14 protein-coding genes and 1 pseudogene are annotated in these 14,036 nt (G+C 64.4%); 8 read left to right on the top strand and 7 right to left on the bottom strand.

Annotation, left to right across the window (positions count from 1 at the left end; genetic code table 11):
* Window positions 1-72: 72 nt before the first annotated feature.
* Both Q7U29_RS23130 and Q7U29_RS23125 read right to left on the bottom strand, forming a co-directional pair.
* Complete coding sequence (locus Q7U29_RS23130) at window positions 73-378, bottom strand: hypothetical protein (RefSeq protein ID WP_304745172.1); 306 nt, start codon at window positions 376-378, stop codon at window positions 73-75.
* Between the two features lie 143 nt (window positions 379-521).
* The gene (locus Q7U29_RS23125) at window positions 522-1,208 is read right to left on the bottom strand and encodes a DUF2161 domain-containing phosphodiesterase (RefSeq protein WP_304745170.1); all 687 of its coding nucleotides are present in this window, start codon (window positions 1,206-1,208) and stop codon (window positions 522-524) included.
* Window positions 1,209-1,499: 291 nt separating this feature from the next.
* Between Q7U29_RS23125 and Q7U29_RS23120 the strand changes: the two genes are divergently transcribed.
* Window positions 1,500-1,943: a type II toxin-antitoxin system VapC family toxin gene (locus tag Q7U29_RS23120; protein WP_304745169.1), complete on the top strand. Its 444-nt coding sequence runs from the start codon at window positions 1,500-1,502 to the stop codon at window positions 1,941-1,943.
* Here the strand turns inward: Q7U29_RS23120 and fabG are convergent.
* Window positions 1,940-2,620, bottom strand: coding sequence for a 3-oxoacyl-ACP reductase FabG (gene fabG / locus Q7U29_RS23115; protein ID WP_304745167.1), 681 nt, complete (start codon window positions 2,618-2,620; stop codon window positions 1,940-1,942). The genes Q7U29_RS23120 and fabG overlap by 4 nt on opposite strands.
* 228 nt (window positions 2,621-2,848) lie before the next feature.
* On the opposite strand from fabG, the gene Q7U29_RS23110 reads away from it, so the two are divergent.
* Complete coding sequence (locus Q7U29_RS23110) at window positions 2,849-3,052, top strand: hypothetical protein (RefSeq protein ID WP_304745165.1); 204 nt, start codon at window positions 2,849-2,851, stop codon at window positions 3,050-3,052.
* A gap of 51 nt (window positions 3,053-3,103) precedes the next feature.
* On the opposite strand, the gene Q7U29_RS23105 is transcribed toward Q7U29_RS23110, so the two are convergent.
* Window positions 3,104-3,853 carry a tyrosine-protein phosphatase gene (locus Q7U29_RS23105; protein WP_304745163.1) on the bottom strand — a complete coding sequence of 250 codons (750 nt, stop codon included), beginning with the start codon at window positions 3,851-3,853 and terminating at the stop codon, window positions 3,104-3,106.
* 101 nt (window positions 3,854-3,954) lie between these two features.
* Between Q7U29_RS23105 and Q7U29_RS23100 the strand changes: the two genes are divergently transcribed.
* On the top strand, window positions 3,955-4,263 hold the full coding sequence (locus tag Q7U29_RS23100; protein ID WP_304745161.1) for an MliC family protein: 309 nt from the start codon (window positions 3,955-3,957) through the stop codon (window positions 4,261-4,263).
* A gap of 94 nt (window positions 4,264-4,357) precedes the next feature.
* Here Q7U29_RS23100 and Q7U29_RS23095 read toward each other — a convergent pair whose 3' ends face one another.
* Window positions 4,358-4,558 (bottom strand): DUF2735 domain-containing protein, encoded by a 201-nt coding sequence (locus Q7U29_RS23095; RefSeq protein ID WP_304745160.1) that lies wholly within the window; start codon window positions 4,556-4,558, stop codon window positions 4,358-4,360.
* Between the two features lie 549 nt (window positions 4,559-5,107).
* Here Q7U29_RS23095 and Q7U29_RS23090 point away from each other — a divergent pair.
* The 3 genes from Q7U29_RS23090 (at window position 5,108) to Q7U29_RS23080 (ending at window position 7,723) form a co-directional block, all read left to right on the top strand.
* Complete coding sequence (locus Q7U29_RS23090) at window positions 5,108-6,142, top strand: glutamine synthetase beta-grasp domain-containing protein (RefSeq protein WP_304745158.1); 1,035 nt, start codon at window positions 5,108-5,110, stop codon at window positions 6,140-6,142.
* Between the two features lie 176 nt (window positions 6,143-6,318).
* Entirely contained in the window at window positions 6,319-7,023 is a 705-nt protein-coding gene (locus tag Q7U29_RS23085) for a GrlR family regulatory protein (protein ID WP_304745156.1), read from the top strand.
* A gap of 4 nt (window positions 7,024-7,027) precedes the next feature.
* The gene (locus tag Q7U29_RS23080; RefSeq protein WP_304745154.1) at window positions 7,028-7,723 is read left to right on the top strand and encodes a substrate-binding domain-containing protein; all 696 of its coding nucleotides are present in this window, start codon (window positions 7,028-7,030) and stop codon (window positions 7,721-7,723) included.
* Here the strand turns inward: Q7U29_RS23080 and Q7U29_RS23075 are convergent.
* A complete protein-coding gene (locus Q7U29_RS23075; RefSeq protein ID WP_304745152.1) occupies window positions 7,713-8,156 on the bottom strand; it encodes a DMT family transporter in 444 nt (147 codons plus the stop codon). The genes Q7U29_RS23080 and Q7U29_RS23075 overlap by 11 nt on opposite strands.
* Before the next feature lie 141 nt (window positions 8,157-8,297).
* Between Q7U29_RS23075 and Q7U29_RS23070 the strand changes: the two genes are divergently transcribed.
* Complete coding sequence (locus Q7U29_RS23070) at window positions 8,298-8,765, top strand: hypothetical protein (RefSeq protein ID WP_304745150.1); 468 nt, start codon at window positions 8,298-8,300, stop codon at window positions 8,763-8,765.
* A 37-nt stretch (window positions 8,766-8,802) separates the two neighbouring features.
* On the opposite strand, the pseudogene Q7U29_RS23060 reads toward Q7U29_RS23070, so the two are convergent.
* Window positions 8,803-10,887 (bottom strand): annotated as a pseudogene (locus Q7U29_RS23060) (methyl-accepting chemotaxis protein).
* 358 nt (window positions 10,888-11,245) lie between these two features.
* Here Q7U29_RS23060 and Q7U29_RS23055 point away from each other — a divergent pair.
* Window positions 11,246-13,339 (top strand): methyl-accepting chemotaxis protein, encoded by a 2,094-nt coding sequence (locus Q7U29_RS23055; protein ID WP_304745144.1) that lies wholly within the window; start codon window positions 11,246-11,248, stop codon window positions 13,337-13,339.
* Window positions 13,340-14,036 lie beyond the last annotated feature (697 nt).

Genomic DNA, 14,036 nt, shown 5'->3' with positions numbered 1-14,036 from the left:
GAGCGCAAAAAACCCTTCGCCGATCTCCGATCTGCGAAGGGTTAATACTGGGTAATGATGTTCAGAGTAACGTCAGGTGCCGGTGCGCTTGTCGTTGCCGAATTTCCGGACGACGCGGCGCTCCACCACGATCGAGCGCTGCGCACCCTGTTCGCCGGCGATGACGCGAGTGATCGAACGTCCCAGCACCGGACGCGCCGCCTTCTTCACCTCGGCCTGAACGGCTTCGATCGGCAGCCCCATCAGCGATGCCGCGATCTCCGCCTGCGCGTCCAGATCGTCGGTGATGCCGACAGCGGCGAAAATCGCCTCTTCCAGCGTCGGCGGGTCGCGCCGCACGCGCCTCGTGCCGTATTTGGTGTTCCAGTCTTCACTCATGGGGGCCTCGCATATCGGTGCCAGATACCTAGGTGCCCTTATGTTGCATTGCAATATGAAATTGGCATGGCAAACCAGCCATGCGTTTACAATTTCTCCAGCCTGGCCTGCAGGTAACCACGATCATCGGTTGCCTCCCGCCGTTACGGGACTGAATCGGCCGCGCCGGAAAAATCCACCGGCTGCTGCGGCCAGCGTTTCAGCGCAGCGTGGCCGGCATCGGTCAGCACATAGATGCCGCGCTCGGCGCGATCGAACCAGCCATAGACGTTGTTCAGCAGGATTTTCGGCGCATCCGGGATGTCAGGCTTGAGGTCGCGCACCCGCCGCGGCCCCTTCGACAGCGCCGAGGCGCAGGCCAGCGCCTGCTGGCGATAGGCTGTCATGATCGGTGAGCGCGTACTGCCGCCGAGCGCCGGATCGCCCTTGCGTCGGCGGTGCTCGGCGACAAGCCGGGAGCGCTTCTTCGGATTGCGGCGCGGGCTGGTCTCGGGCGGCTTGACCAGGACCTCGACGTCGCCGGTAGCGGTGACCGCGAGCATGCCGAAGCCGAGCCGGCGGCACAGATTGCGGTAACGCGCGTCGCTCTCGCGGCCCTTGCCGCGCGCCGACATCCGGGCCGCAAGCCAGACCTCGTCGGCGGCGGCGGCGCGGTCGACCGCCTGCAGGACCAGCTCGAGATTGAAGGTAAGTTTCAATTCGCCGATCACCACGATCGGCGGTTCGTCGCCGTTCAGCGCCACCAGGTCGCAGCCGGCGATCTCGCCTTTCACCGTGAAGCCGAGGTTCTCGAGGAAGCGTTTGACGGGCAGATAGAGCGCGGTTTCCAAGGGGACTCCAGTGTGGGCAAGGGGACTCCAGCGTGGGCTTGCGGTGTCGCCCGCGCGACTCAATGGCGCCAGTTTAGCCTGAATTGCGTTCCGGGGATTTGATCAAAGGGCCGGGGAGCGGCTAGCATGGCGCCGGGACAAGGCAGTCAACGTCGGATGGCTGGCCCGCGAATCCAGGGGAGGCGCGGGTTGCGCTGCGTTTCGCCGAGGCCGGAGCGGCTATGCTGCAGGGACTCTACAAGGTCGAGATGAAGACCGTGCACGGCGCGCGCCGCGGCGTGCTCTATTGCTTTGACGGCAAGATGCTGGGCGGCAATTCAGCCTTCATTCGTCGGCACCTATCAGGAATCCGGCGGCGAGGTGACGGTCGAAATCTCGGCGATGCGCCACTACGACGATCCGAATTTCCAGCCGCTGTTCAAGACCGACACGATCACGCTCGCGCTGAAGGGCAGGCAGCAGGGCGAGCGGCATTTGTCGCGCGGGCGGGTGCAACTCTTGATCACGCCGCAGCGCTGGTTCGCGCGGTTGTTCGAAGCGCGGGGCGTGCAGCTTGCCGAAATGTCGCCGGATGTCTTGATCGCTTCGTCGTTCTTGCCGGGCAAGCCGCCGCGCGATCCGGCCGACCGGATTATTGCAGCTACCGCGCGCGACCTTGGCGCAACGCTGATCACCCGCGATCGAGTGTTACTCGACTATGGCCGGCAGGGCCATCTCAGCGTCGTGGAATGCTAAACCCGCCCGCTTACCGGGAGCAACGCGCCGGTGACGGCGCTGGCGGCGTCGCTGACGAGAAACAGGATCACGTCGGCGAGTTCCTGCGGCGTCACCCATTTGGTGAAATCCGCTTTCGGCATGCTGGCGCGATTGGCCGATGTGTCGATGATTGACGGCAGCACGGCGTTGACCGTGATCTTGCCTTTCCACTCGGCGGCGAGCGCCTCGGTGAGGCGATGCACGCCGGCCTTGGACGCGGCATAGGCGCCCATGCCGGCGCCGGCCTGCAGCGCGCCGATCGCGCCGATATTGACGATCCGCGCCGAAGCCGAGGCAACCAAATGCGGGATCGCGGCGCGCGACGCATTCAGCGCGGTAAGTACGTTGAGCGCATACATGTGTTGCCAGGTCCGGGGATCGCCCTCGGCGACCGCCTCGAACGCAAATCCGCCGGCGATATTGATCAGCGCATCGAGCTTGCCGAAATGCGCCACGACGGCGTCGATAGCCTTGCCGGTCTCGGTGGCATCGGACAGATCGACGCCGCCGAGTTCGATCCGGTTGGCCGTCGCCGAAAGCTGCGATGCCGCGTGGTCGAGGCCCGCCACCCGCGCGCCACGCGCAAGGGCTGCTTCCGCAACCACGCTGCCGAGCGCACCCGAGGCGCCGGTCACGATAACGACTTTTCCGTCCATGGAGGGTCTCCGGTGAGGGGCAGGCTGGATTCACACTATATTCGGGCGAACTCGCTTGACAGTACTCTCGTGATTTCGAGCTGGCGCCCAGGCGCAGTCTGCGTGCCACGGTCTTGCCCCGTAGTGTTACGGTGGCCGATCGGTAAAATTTGTCGGAGTTCTGTAAGCGGACCGCAGAAATATCGCGCTAGCTTTCGCTGGTCCAATCACTGGGCAGGGGCCTTCACGATGGGAAATCTACCCGACCACGGTTTACCGCTTGTTCAGCTTAAGGAGCAACGGCGGGATCTGATTGTCGCGCTGCAAAATCGCAACGGCCCGATCAACAGCTGGGAGTTGATGCAGATCGCAGCGGTTCAGCAAGCTATCTCGGCCTTCGAGGACGTTATCGCCGACCTCGACGCCGAAGCGGAAATGGAAGCCGCCGCCTAGCTGAAAAGCCCGTGAAGATGCCGGACCGGCATTCGACGGCCATATCGCGCGTCATGATTCGAGGTAGCGCGCCTTGAGTTCAGCGCGCTCCGCCGCGCCGAGGCGCAATCCCTCGCTGAAATAATTTTCGAGCGTGCCGTAGTCGGCGCCGATCGCCTCGAAGGCGGCGGCAAGGAAGGAAGCTTCCACCGAGGCCAGCACCTGCTTGACCTCCTCGGGGAGGTCGTTGCTGCTGGCGGAGGGGTCGCGCCGGTAGAAGCGGTTGGTGAGCAGGTAATCCTCCGATATCAGGTCGTCAGGCACATCAAGCGCATGCAGGATCAGCGCGCAGGCGAACCCGGTGCGATCCTTGCCGGCGGTGCAGTGAATCACCAGCGGCGCGTGGTCCCCGACCAGATGGGTGAACAGCGCGCGAAAGGCCGGTGTGTTCTGACGCACATAGTTGCGATAGGAATCGCGCATCACCTCCAGGGCGTCGGTCGTTGACAACGGCACGCCGGTAGCGAGCCGCGCGCGCAGTGCTGCGACGACGGTCGGCTCGACCGGCAGCGAATGGACAGCGATCTCCTCAACCCCGCAGATCGCGGCAGCGCGCTCCTCGGTGCCGCGGAAATCGAAGGCGCGCCTGACGCCGAGGCCGCGCAGCACCTCGATATCGGCTTCGGTGAGGTGGCCGAGATGGTTGGAGCGGAAAATCTGCCGCCAGCGGACGGCGCGGCCGTCGCGGGCGGTATAGCCGCCGAGGTCGCGGAAATTGCTGGCGCCGGCGAGGTTGAGGTGACGGGCGGGGGAATCTGACATCAGTTCAGCTTAGGCCATCCGGTGCGTCGGGGAAAAGGCGGAACAGGCGTATCGCCTGACGGAATGGGTCCGGTCTATACTTGGGGCTTACGGGGGGCAGGATGAATCGACGCAAGAGCATTGTTATCGGTGCGGCACTGTGGGTTGTCGGGGCCGGCGCATCGCCCACGTTCGCACAGACGACCTGGCGGAACTATAGCTGCGGCGACGGCTCCCAGTTCATCGTTGGATTTTTCCAGTACGACAAGCGCGCGCATATGCAGATCGACGGCAAGGCAGTGACGCTGGACAAGCGCCTGTGGCTGTCGGGCTCGCGCTATTCCGGCCGTGGCGTGACATTGACGATCAACAAGGCCGGGACCAGGCTCAAGCACGGCAAACGGCCGGTGACGGCGTGCGAGACCAATTGAAAAAGGGCCGAAACGTTTTCGTTTCGACCCTTGTTCCGCTCCTTGGATCGCACCAGCCATCGCCGGTACGTCAGCATCGTGTCTGCACCGGGCATCAGCGCTCACGCACCGGCTTGGTGTCCTGGATCGCTGCGTCATGGTACCAGGCGCCGCCGACGGCAACCTCGCTGGCGCGCGACGAAGCAAGGTCGGTGACGGCGTCGGCATTTTCATAACGACGTCCCCCGAGTGCCGAGCGGCCCCCGGCAGGGAACTGGTAGATCTTGGCGGACCCGTGATTTAAACTCGTATTCATCTCAGTCTCTCCTGATGCGCGGCGCGCGGGGGATAATGCTGCGCCCGACTCGTTCTCGGATGGTTACTGATCCCGATATCGTTGGTGCCCTCGGCAAGTGCAACATGATCAAAACAAAATCACTTCCTGTATAGATTCTGGGCATTCCGGATTTTGCTTGCAGGGAAGCAGGCTCTGGCTGACCAACGCTTAAGCCCTCGGCATGGTTGCGGGACGCCGCAGGTGTGGAGAGAAAATGCTCCGGACGGCTGGCGCGGATTTAATCCGAGCAAGGGGCGGACGGCCGAATGCTGAGTTTTCAGGCGTTTTGCAGGCCGCAGTCGGTCCCTCCTGGCCTTGGCCGGCGCCTCAAACCGCGCGGCTTTGCCGCACCCGATTTCCCAAATTTTTTGCCGGTGAGGGGGCGGATTCCTTCACTCCGATCCCTGCCGCATTGCAGCGACTGGCACTTTAATTGCTTGGTAAGGAGTGGCCGATGGGGGCCGGGTACGTGTGTGGTGGCCAATAGGGTCTCGGTTTCCGCACGCATCATCAACATGAGAGAGCTCAATGACAAAGTACAAGCTCGAGTATATCTGGCTCGACGGATATGCGCCGACGCCAAATCTGCGCGGCAAAACCCAAATCAAGGAATTCGATTCGTTCCCGACGCTGGAGCAATTGCCGCTGTGGGGTTTCGATGGAAGCTCGACCATGCAGGCCGAGGGCCATAGTTCGGATTGCGTGCTCAAGCCGGTCGCCATCTATCCGGACGCTGCGCGTACCAACGGCGCGCTGGTGATGTGCGAAGTCATGATGCCCGACGGCAAGACCCCCCATGCCACCAACAAGCGCGCCACCATTCTCGACGACGAGGGCGCCTGGTTCGGTTTCGAGCAGGAGTATTTCTTCTACAAGAACGGCCGCCCGCTCGGTTTTCCCAATGACGGCTATCCCGCGCCGCAGGGACCGTACTACACCGGCGTCGGCTACTCGAATGTCGGTTCGGTCGCCCGCGAGATCGTCGAGAAGCATCTCGATCTCTGCCTCGCCGCCGGCATCAATCACGAAGGCATCAACGCCGAAGTCGCGAAGGGCCAGTGGGAATTCCAGATCTTCGGCAAGGGCTCCCGGAAGGCCGCCGACGAAATGTGGATCGCCCGCTATCTGATGCAGCGGCTGACCGAGAGCTACGGCATCGACATTGAATACCACTGCAAGCCGCTCGGCGACACCGACTGGAATGGTTCCGGCATGCACGCCAACTTCTCCACCACCTATCTGCGCGAAGTCGGCGGCAAGGACTATTTCGAGAAACTGATGGAAGCCTTCAAGTCCAACCGCGCCGATCACATCGCGGTCTACGGCCCGGACAACCACCTGCGCCTGACCGGAAAGCACGAGACGGCCTCGATCGACACCTTCAGCTGGGGCATCGCCGACCGCGGCGCCTCGATCCGCGTGCCGCATTCTTTCGCCAATAACGGCTGGAAGGGTTACCTGGAAGATCGCCGCCCGAACTCGCAAGGCGACCCCTACCAGATCGCTTCGCAGATCCTGAAGACGATCGCTTCGGTTCCCACCGCCAAGGCGGCCGCCGCCTGAGCTTTGCTTTTTCGGCCCGGACCCGGGGGGCGTCCGGGCCGCAATCTGATCCGCCAAGGCGCAAACGCTTTGGCGGATCTTTGCGTTTGAGCACCTGCCGTTCAAACCCGTTTCCTCGCCGCGCGAACCGCGTTAGATAGCTGGATTGCATCGCAGTGGTTGGGGGACGCGGGTTTTTGCTGGAGGGGTTTTACAAGGTCAGGTTCCAGGTCGATGACGCGGTCGGCCGCAGCGTGATGTACGCCCGCGGCGGCAGCATGCTCGGCGGCAATTCGGCGTTCGCACATTATGGCAGCTATCGCGAGGCCGACGGCGTCGTCATCTCCGAGATCACCAGCCACCGCCACAACGACGATCCCAACTACCAGTCGCTGCTGGGCTCCGACATCGCCACGATCGACGTTCGCGGCAGGGCGATCGGCGATATCTATCATTTCGAGGGCGGCTCGCCGCAAATGCCTGGTGCGGTGTTCCGTTCGGTGATGACTCCGATCGCCGATGAGATCGCGTCGCCCATCGATGCGGTCGGCGAGGGCGGCATCGTCAACGGGCTCTATTCCGTTCACATCAGGATGCTCGACGGCGTCGATGGCGGCCTCACCGGGGTGATGCTGCTGCATGATGGCCGCATCCTCGGCGGCGATGCGTTCTTCTACTATCTCGGCACCTATACGTCGGCGAACGGCCGCTGGAGAGGCGAGATCCTCAATCAGGAGCACACGCCGGCCAAAAGCGAGCATCCGATCTTCGGCGGCCATGAGGTCGGCATCGGCTTTGCCGGCACCTGTGACATCAGCGGTGCTCTGCTGGAAGCGACCGCGCTGGCGGGCAAGCGCAGCCTTCGCCTGACCGCGGTGCTCAAGCTGATGCGGCCGGCATAGGCCGATGACAAAACCGGTTCGGATTCTTTCGACGCTGGCCCTGAAGGGCGCGGTGGGCAACCTTGCCGCCCGGTTCGAAGCGGAAAGCGGCGTGCGCATCGATCCCGATTTCGCGCCGACGCTGGCGCTGCTGGAACGCCTGCGCGGCGGCGAGGGGGCCGACGTCGTGATCCTGACCAAGGAAGCGCTCGACGATCTCGCCGTCTGCGGAACGGTGGTCGCGGCGAGCTGCGCCGATCTGGCGCGCTCCTATGTCGGCATCGCGGTAAAGGCCGGCGCCGGGCATCCCGATATCGCGACGGAAGCCGCACTTCGGGCGACGTTGCTCGGCGCGCGGTCGGTAGCCTATTCGCGCCTCGGCGCCAGCGGCATCTTGTTCACGCAACTGATCGATCGACTGGGGATCGCCGCCGAAATCAACGCTCGCGCGAAAATCATTCCGCAAGGTTTTACCGCCGAATTGCTGGTGTCCGGCCAGGCGGACCTCGCGGTGCAGCAGATCAGCGAATTGAAGCTGGTCGGTGGTGTCGAGGTCGTCGGGCCGATCCCGCGCGAGCTGCAGAGCCCGGCGGTATTTTCCGCCGGTCGCCTTGCGGCGTCGAACAATGTGGCGTCATCCGACCGGCTCCTCACGTTTCTGGCCTCGCCCGAGGCGGTACCGGCGCTGCGGGAGTCCGGGCTGGAGCCTTTCAGTCCTTGATCAGGACGACGCCGGCGATCAGCAACGCCGCGCCGGCGAGGCGCGACAGGCTGACCGGATGCGACGCCAATCCGAACCCGCCGAAATGGTCCAGCATGATCGCGGCCGCCATCTGGCCCGCAACCACCAGCGCGATCAGGGTGGCCGCGCCGAGCGAGGGCAGCAACAGGATCATCAGCAGGATGAACACGCCGCCGAGCACGCCGCCCGACCATGTCCACCACGGCGTATCGGCCACCGCCTTCCAGGATGGCAGGCGTTCGCCGAGCGCGAACAGCACGACGATCATCGTCAGCAGGCCGACGAGATAGCTGACGAAGCCCGCCCAGGCGGGTGAGCCGAGCGCGGTCCGCAAGGCGCCGTTCAGCACCTGTTGCACGGCCACGCTGACGCCGGCGCCAAGCGCGAGGGCATACAGGAAAAAGGCTTGCACGACGTCCTCCAGTTGATTCGGCAGTCTGGCCCGACCCGTGCCCGACCCTGGCCAGCCGCGGAGACGCCTTGATGGATATCAATAGAGCGCAACAAGCGCGACAGTATAAGATTCTGTCGAAAGGGACGGTTGGAGGATCGAATGAAACTTCGCGGATTGATTGGGATTCTCCTGGTTGGCGCCTTCCCGCTGACCGCCAGCGCTCAATCGGTGACCAAATCGCCGGTGAATGAGCAATTTCTGCCGCGGCTCGGCGACATCATGAACGATATCCAGTTGCGGCACATCAAGCTGTCGTTCGCCGGCAAGGCCCAGAATTGGGAATTGGCGGCGTACGAGCTTCGCCAGCTCAGGGCCGGCCTGGTGGAAGCCGCCGTGATGTATGACGGCATCCCCGTAAACAACGTGGCGACGATGACGGCGCCGATCGACGCGATCGGCGAAGCCATTGCCGCAAAGGACGGCAAGCGGTTTGCGAAGTTGTTCAGTGAGCTGACCGTGGGCTGCAACGGCTGCCATCAATCGATGGACCGCGGCTATATCCAGATGCGGGTGCCCACCGAGCAGCCCTTCAGCAATCAGGTGTTTCCGCCGCGCGGCAAGCCGTGAGTTCCTGAACGCGCAGCGTTCCGCGCTTTTCCCCGATTTACGCGGCGCGGACCTCGGAGAGGAAGCGGTTGAACTGTCCGGCCAGATCGCGCGATTGCGACGACAATTGCTCGGCGGCGCCGAGCACCTGATTGGCGGCCGAGCCGGTGTCGTCGGCGGCACGCTGCACACCGGAAATGTTTGCGTTCACTTCCTGGGTGCCGCGCGCGGCTTCCTGGACGCTGCGCGAGATTTCCCGCGTCGCCGAGCCCTGCTCCTCGATGGCGGACGCAATCGCGATGCCGATCTGGTCGATCTCCGTGATGACGTCGACCACGTTCTTGATCGCCTGCACGGTTTCGTCGCTCGCGGCCTGAATGGCCGCGATCTGTTCGGAGATTTAGGTGGTGGCCTTGGCGGTCTGGCCGGCCAGCGATTTGACCTCGGAGGCCACCACGGCAAACCCGCGCCCGGCGTCGCCGGCGCGTGCCGCCTCGATGGTGGCGTTCAGCGCCAGCAGGTTGGTCTGGGCGGCGATGCTCTGGATCAGCGTCACGACGTCGCCGATCTTCTGCGCGCCCTCGGCCAGCGAACGCGCGGTATCGCCGCTGCGGCGGGCATTGTCGACCGCGCGCGCCGCGATCTCGGTGGATTGCGTGACCTGGCGCGCGATTTCCGAGATCGACGAGGTCAGCTCTTCGGTGGCGCTGGCGACCGTCTGCACGTTGGTCGAGGTTTGTTCGGAGGCGGCGGCCACTACTCCGGCCTGACGGTTGGTGGCCGACGCGGTCGACGACATCGACTGCGCGGTGGTTTCCATCGTGGCGGAGGCCGTGGACAGCCCGCCGACCAGTTCGGTCACCTTGGCCTCAAAGGCGCGGGTGAGATCGTCGAGCACGCGGGCGCGCCGCATCTTGACCTCGTTCTCGGCTTCCTGCTCCGCGGTGAGACGATCGGCCTCGATCTTGTTGTGCTTGAAGACGCCGACGGCAGCCGCCATCGCGCCGATCTCGTCGCTGCGGTCAACGCCGGGAATTTCGCCGGAGACGTCGCCGCTGGCGAGTTGCGACATCGTTGCGGTGAGGTCCACGATAGGCTGGCAGACGCGGCGACGGACCATGATCACGAGGCCGACGCTCGCAACCGCGACCGCGATGAGCCCCGCGAGCGCAATCAGGAAACTCAAGCGTGCGGAAGACCCGGCCGCTTCGAGGATATGTTCGGCGTTGCCGTAGAAGGCATCGCGCACTCCGATGACCGAGCCGAGACCCTTTTGCGATTCCGCGAAAAAGGCATTCTCGTCGTGCTCGTATTTGCCGCTGACGGCGCCGTCCTTGACCAGCTTCAATTCCTGGCCGAAGCGCCCGACATAGGCCTCGTTCATCTTCTCGAGCGCCGCCGCGACGTTGGCGGGGGTCGCCGGATTGCCGCGCAACTGCTGCAGCGACATCAGGATCTGATCGGCCCGGCCCTGGGCGCGGCTCAGTTCCATCTTCTCAGGCTCAGTCGCCACGCGCCTGGAGCCCACGAGGTTCTTGTGGACGCTGGCGTTGTAACCGCCGACGTCGCGCAGCGTCCAGGCGATGTTGGCGTAGCTTGCCTGCCGGTACGCGTCGCCGTCGAGCTGGGCCATCTTGCGGACCTGCTCGTCGAGCAGCGCGGTGACGGCGGTATTGAAGACGGCGTTATCGGCGACGATCTTCCGGGCGGCGTCCTTGCGGGCCTCGGCCGGACCGTCGATCGCCTTGTCGATCGACTCGCGAAGTGCGGAAAATTTCTTGTTCAGCTCATCTATCGCGCTGCCCACGGCGGCGCCATCGTCGAGCGCACCGGACAGGTTCTTGCGGATTGCGTTCATCCCGTCGCGCGCGCCGTCGGTCTGTTTGCGGTATTTGTCGTTGAGCTGCGCCCGCATCTTCGGGTCCACGGCCGGCGGCCCGTACAGGATGTTGGTCGAGTAGCCGCGCTCGGGGTTGAGATAGCGCGGAATTTCGCCGACCGCCCGAACCACTTCGAGCCGGCTTTGCGCGACTGAAACCTTGTCCATCGTCTGGTATTTCGAAACGGCCACGTAAACGGCGAGCCCGCCGCCGACGGCGGACAGGGAGACGATGGCGGCGGTCAGCAGGGTACCGATTTTCATGGGATTTGGGCCGATCACGAGGGATGAAGACGCTGGACGCTTTACGGTAAGGCGCTTTAATCAGGTGTGAATTAAGGTGAGGTTTACGGGAATCCTGATCCGGGATGCGGTTTCAGCATCGCCGGCTCCGCCCTGGCGCGATGGGATTCCTGGCGTGGCAGGATGGTGCCAAGAGCCATCGCATTCTCGTGTCTGCGGTTCGTATCGCTCCGACCGGATGGGCATCCGGCTGGCGCGGTTCGTCGTCGATGGCCTGCGCGGGCGCGGCATCGACGTTGCACCCGTAGTTCACCGGGGACGCCGGGAACCGGAATTCTTTACCATTCGGCGTTAACTGGACACCCAACTGGAGATCCTCATGCTGAATCGTCTGACCATTTCTGCGTTGCTCAAGTCCGTCATCGCCGTAATGGCGGCCTGCGTCGTGGCTTTTCTCATCATGACCGCGTGGGACTCCTGGGGCCGGCTGCAAACCGCCTCCCGCATCTCCGTCATCGCGGAGGGTTCGGCCCATGCCTTCAAGGCGATGAGCAATCTGCGCACCGACCGTGCAACCACCAGTACGAATTTGGGCAGCGCCGACGTCATCACGGCCGACGCGCTGAAGACGCAGCAAGGCTATCGCGACGTCATCAACCCGGCGCTGCAATCCCTGTCGGATCTCGTCGCAACGGTCGAGTTTCCGGAGCGAGCCACGCTGCTTCCCTTGCTGACCCGGCAGTTCGACACGTTGAAGGCCTTGCAGACCGAATCCATCGCGGCGATCGCCCAGCCGAAGGCGTCGCGCCGGGCAGCGCTCGGCAAGGAATATGCCGATGCCGCGACCACGTTGTTGCAGACGCTGGAAAAGCTGGTCACCCAGCTCTCCGCCGCCGTGAGCCATGTCGACCCCGTGGTCGATCAATTGCTGGCGATCAAGCAGATCGCCTGGCTGGTCCGCGATACCGGTGGCCAGGCCGCCGTGCTGTTGTCCCAAGGCTTCAATGCCGGCCGCCTGCCGCCGGAAGCGCGCCAGACCTACACCAAGTTCACCATCGGGACGGAGTACGCCTGGAAGGCTCTGGAAACCATGGTGGCGGGAACCCAGTTGCCGGCCAGCCTGGTCGAGGCCATGGCCGCAACCAAGAAGGCCTATTTCGAACCGCAATACATGGCATTCTCCGATCGAGTGCTGACAGCGCTGATTGCCGGCGAGAAGCCGGAAGTGACGTCGGCGCAATGGAGCCCCGACGCGATCGGGCGACTCGGCGTTGCGGTCGCGCTTGCCGAGCGCGCGCTCGACGAGGCCAAGCGCCACGCCGCGGGGCAGTGGTCTTCGGCGCGGCAATCCCTGATCCTCGATATGTTGTTGCTGACCGCGGCGCTCGCGCTGGCGATCGGCAGCATGATGCTGGTCGGCCGCCGCGTCATCACGCCGCTGCACGCCATTCGCGATGGCATGCTGAAGGTTGCCGCGGGCGACCTGTCGGTGGATGCCGGCTATGCCGAGCGCCAGGACGAAATCGGATCGCTGGCCGGCGCGCTCGCCACATTCAAGCAGCAGGCCGTCGAGAAGATGCGGATCGAACAGCAGGAGCGCGAGCGCAATGCCGGTGCCGCCTCGCGGCAGCAGGCCGTCGAAAGCTACATCGGCGAATTCGAGAGCCATGTGCGCGGGGCGCTTCAGCAACTCGGCGACGCCTCCAACCAGATGCGGACAACCTCGGACGGCATGGCGGCGGTTTCCACCCAGACCAACGCCAGCGTGCAGGTCGCCGCCAGGGCCTCGGGCGAAGCCTCGATGAACGTGCAGAGCGTGGCTTCCGCCGCCGAAGAGCTCAGTGCCTCGATCAATGATATCTCGCGGCAGGCCGCGCATGCCGCCGGGATTGCCGGCCGCGCCGTCAGCCAGGCGAGGGCGACCGACAGTACGGTACAGGGCCTCGCCAAGACCGCCAGCCGGATCGGCGAAGTGGTCGGCCTGATCAACGACATCGCGTCGCAGACCAACCTGCTGGCGCTCAACGCCACCATCGAAGCCGCCCGCGCCGGCGAGGCCGGGCGCGGCTTCGCGGTGGTGGCGTCCGAAGTGAAATCGCTGGCCAGCCAGACCGCCAAGGCGACCGAGGATATTTCGGAGCAGATCGCCGACATGCAGAAGGTCGCCAGCGAGGCGATCGAAGCGATCAAGGGGATCGGCGGCATCATCGGCGAAGTCAACGAGGTCGCCACCGCGATCGCCGCGGCCGTCGAAGAGCAGGGCGCCGCCACCCAGGAGATCACCCGCAGCACCCAGCAGGCGGCGCAGGGCACCAAGAACGTGTCCGAGAACATCAGCGGCGTCAGCGCCGGCGCCGATGCCGCCGGCGCGGCAGCGCAGAACGTCAAGACCGCCTCGGAGATGCTGGGCGACCAGACCCAGCAGTTGCGCGGCCAGGTCGACGACTTCCTCGGCAAGATCCGCGCGGCGTAACGGGGCGCGTAGACCATCCACCGTCGTCGTCCTCCGCGAAGGCGGAGGACCCCGTACGCCGCGGCTCCTCGATTCAATCGCTGACGTCTCTGGAATACTGGGTCGTCCGGTCAAGCCGGACGATGACAGCGGTGGTGGTGCGCGCAGTGTGCGCCAAACCCACCAATGTCATTGCGAGGAACCCTTGCGACGAAGAAATCCATTTCACCGCGGTACCGGTTGATGATGGATTGCTTCGTCGCGTTCGCCTTCGCTCGAAGGCGGGCTTCGGCGGGCACGCTTCGCAATGACGCTGTGAGAGCTTCGGTCCGATTCAAGCACCCGCATGTTCGTAGCCGCAATTTTGCATTCTCGCGGCGCGACGCACCCGAGGTTTGCCATCAAATTTCCTTGCCCTCCAGTCAGAGGGCGCGGGGAGGCCGGGCGCCCGATGCGCCCGATCGCCGCGTGTGCAATGGGTATTGGTAGAGCGCACACGCGTTAGTCAGGTCACACCGGAATCACCCGGCACTCCCCGCGCAATGGTTTACGGCTTATAACGCGCTCTCCCCGGTGAGCTCTGCACTTTTGCCACCGTCGCCCGCGCTGCCTTGAGCTGCGAACTTGACACCAGCCTTAGGGTGTCAGGACCACACGTCTTTGCCATCCGCCTCGAGCGCCCTGGTCAGGGGCGCCGTCCGCGTCCATCGCATCCCCG

This window comes from Bradyrhizobium sp., from assembly GCF_030654605.1.
Taxonomy (GTDB): domain Bacteria; phylum Pseudomonadota; class Alphaproteobacteria; order Rhizobiales; family Xanthobacteraceae; genus Bradyrhizobium.
The sequence above is the reverse complement of the archived record's forward strand: the minus strand, read 5'-3'. Positions and strand labels throughout refer to the sequence as shown.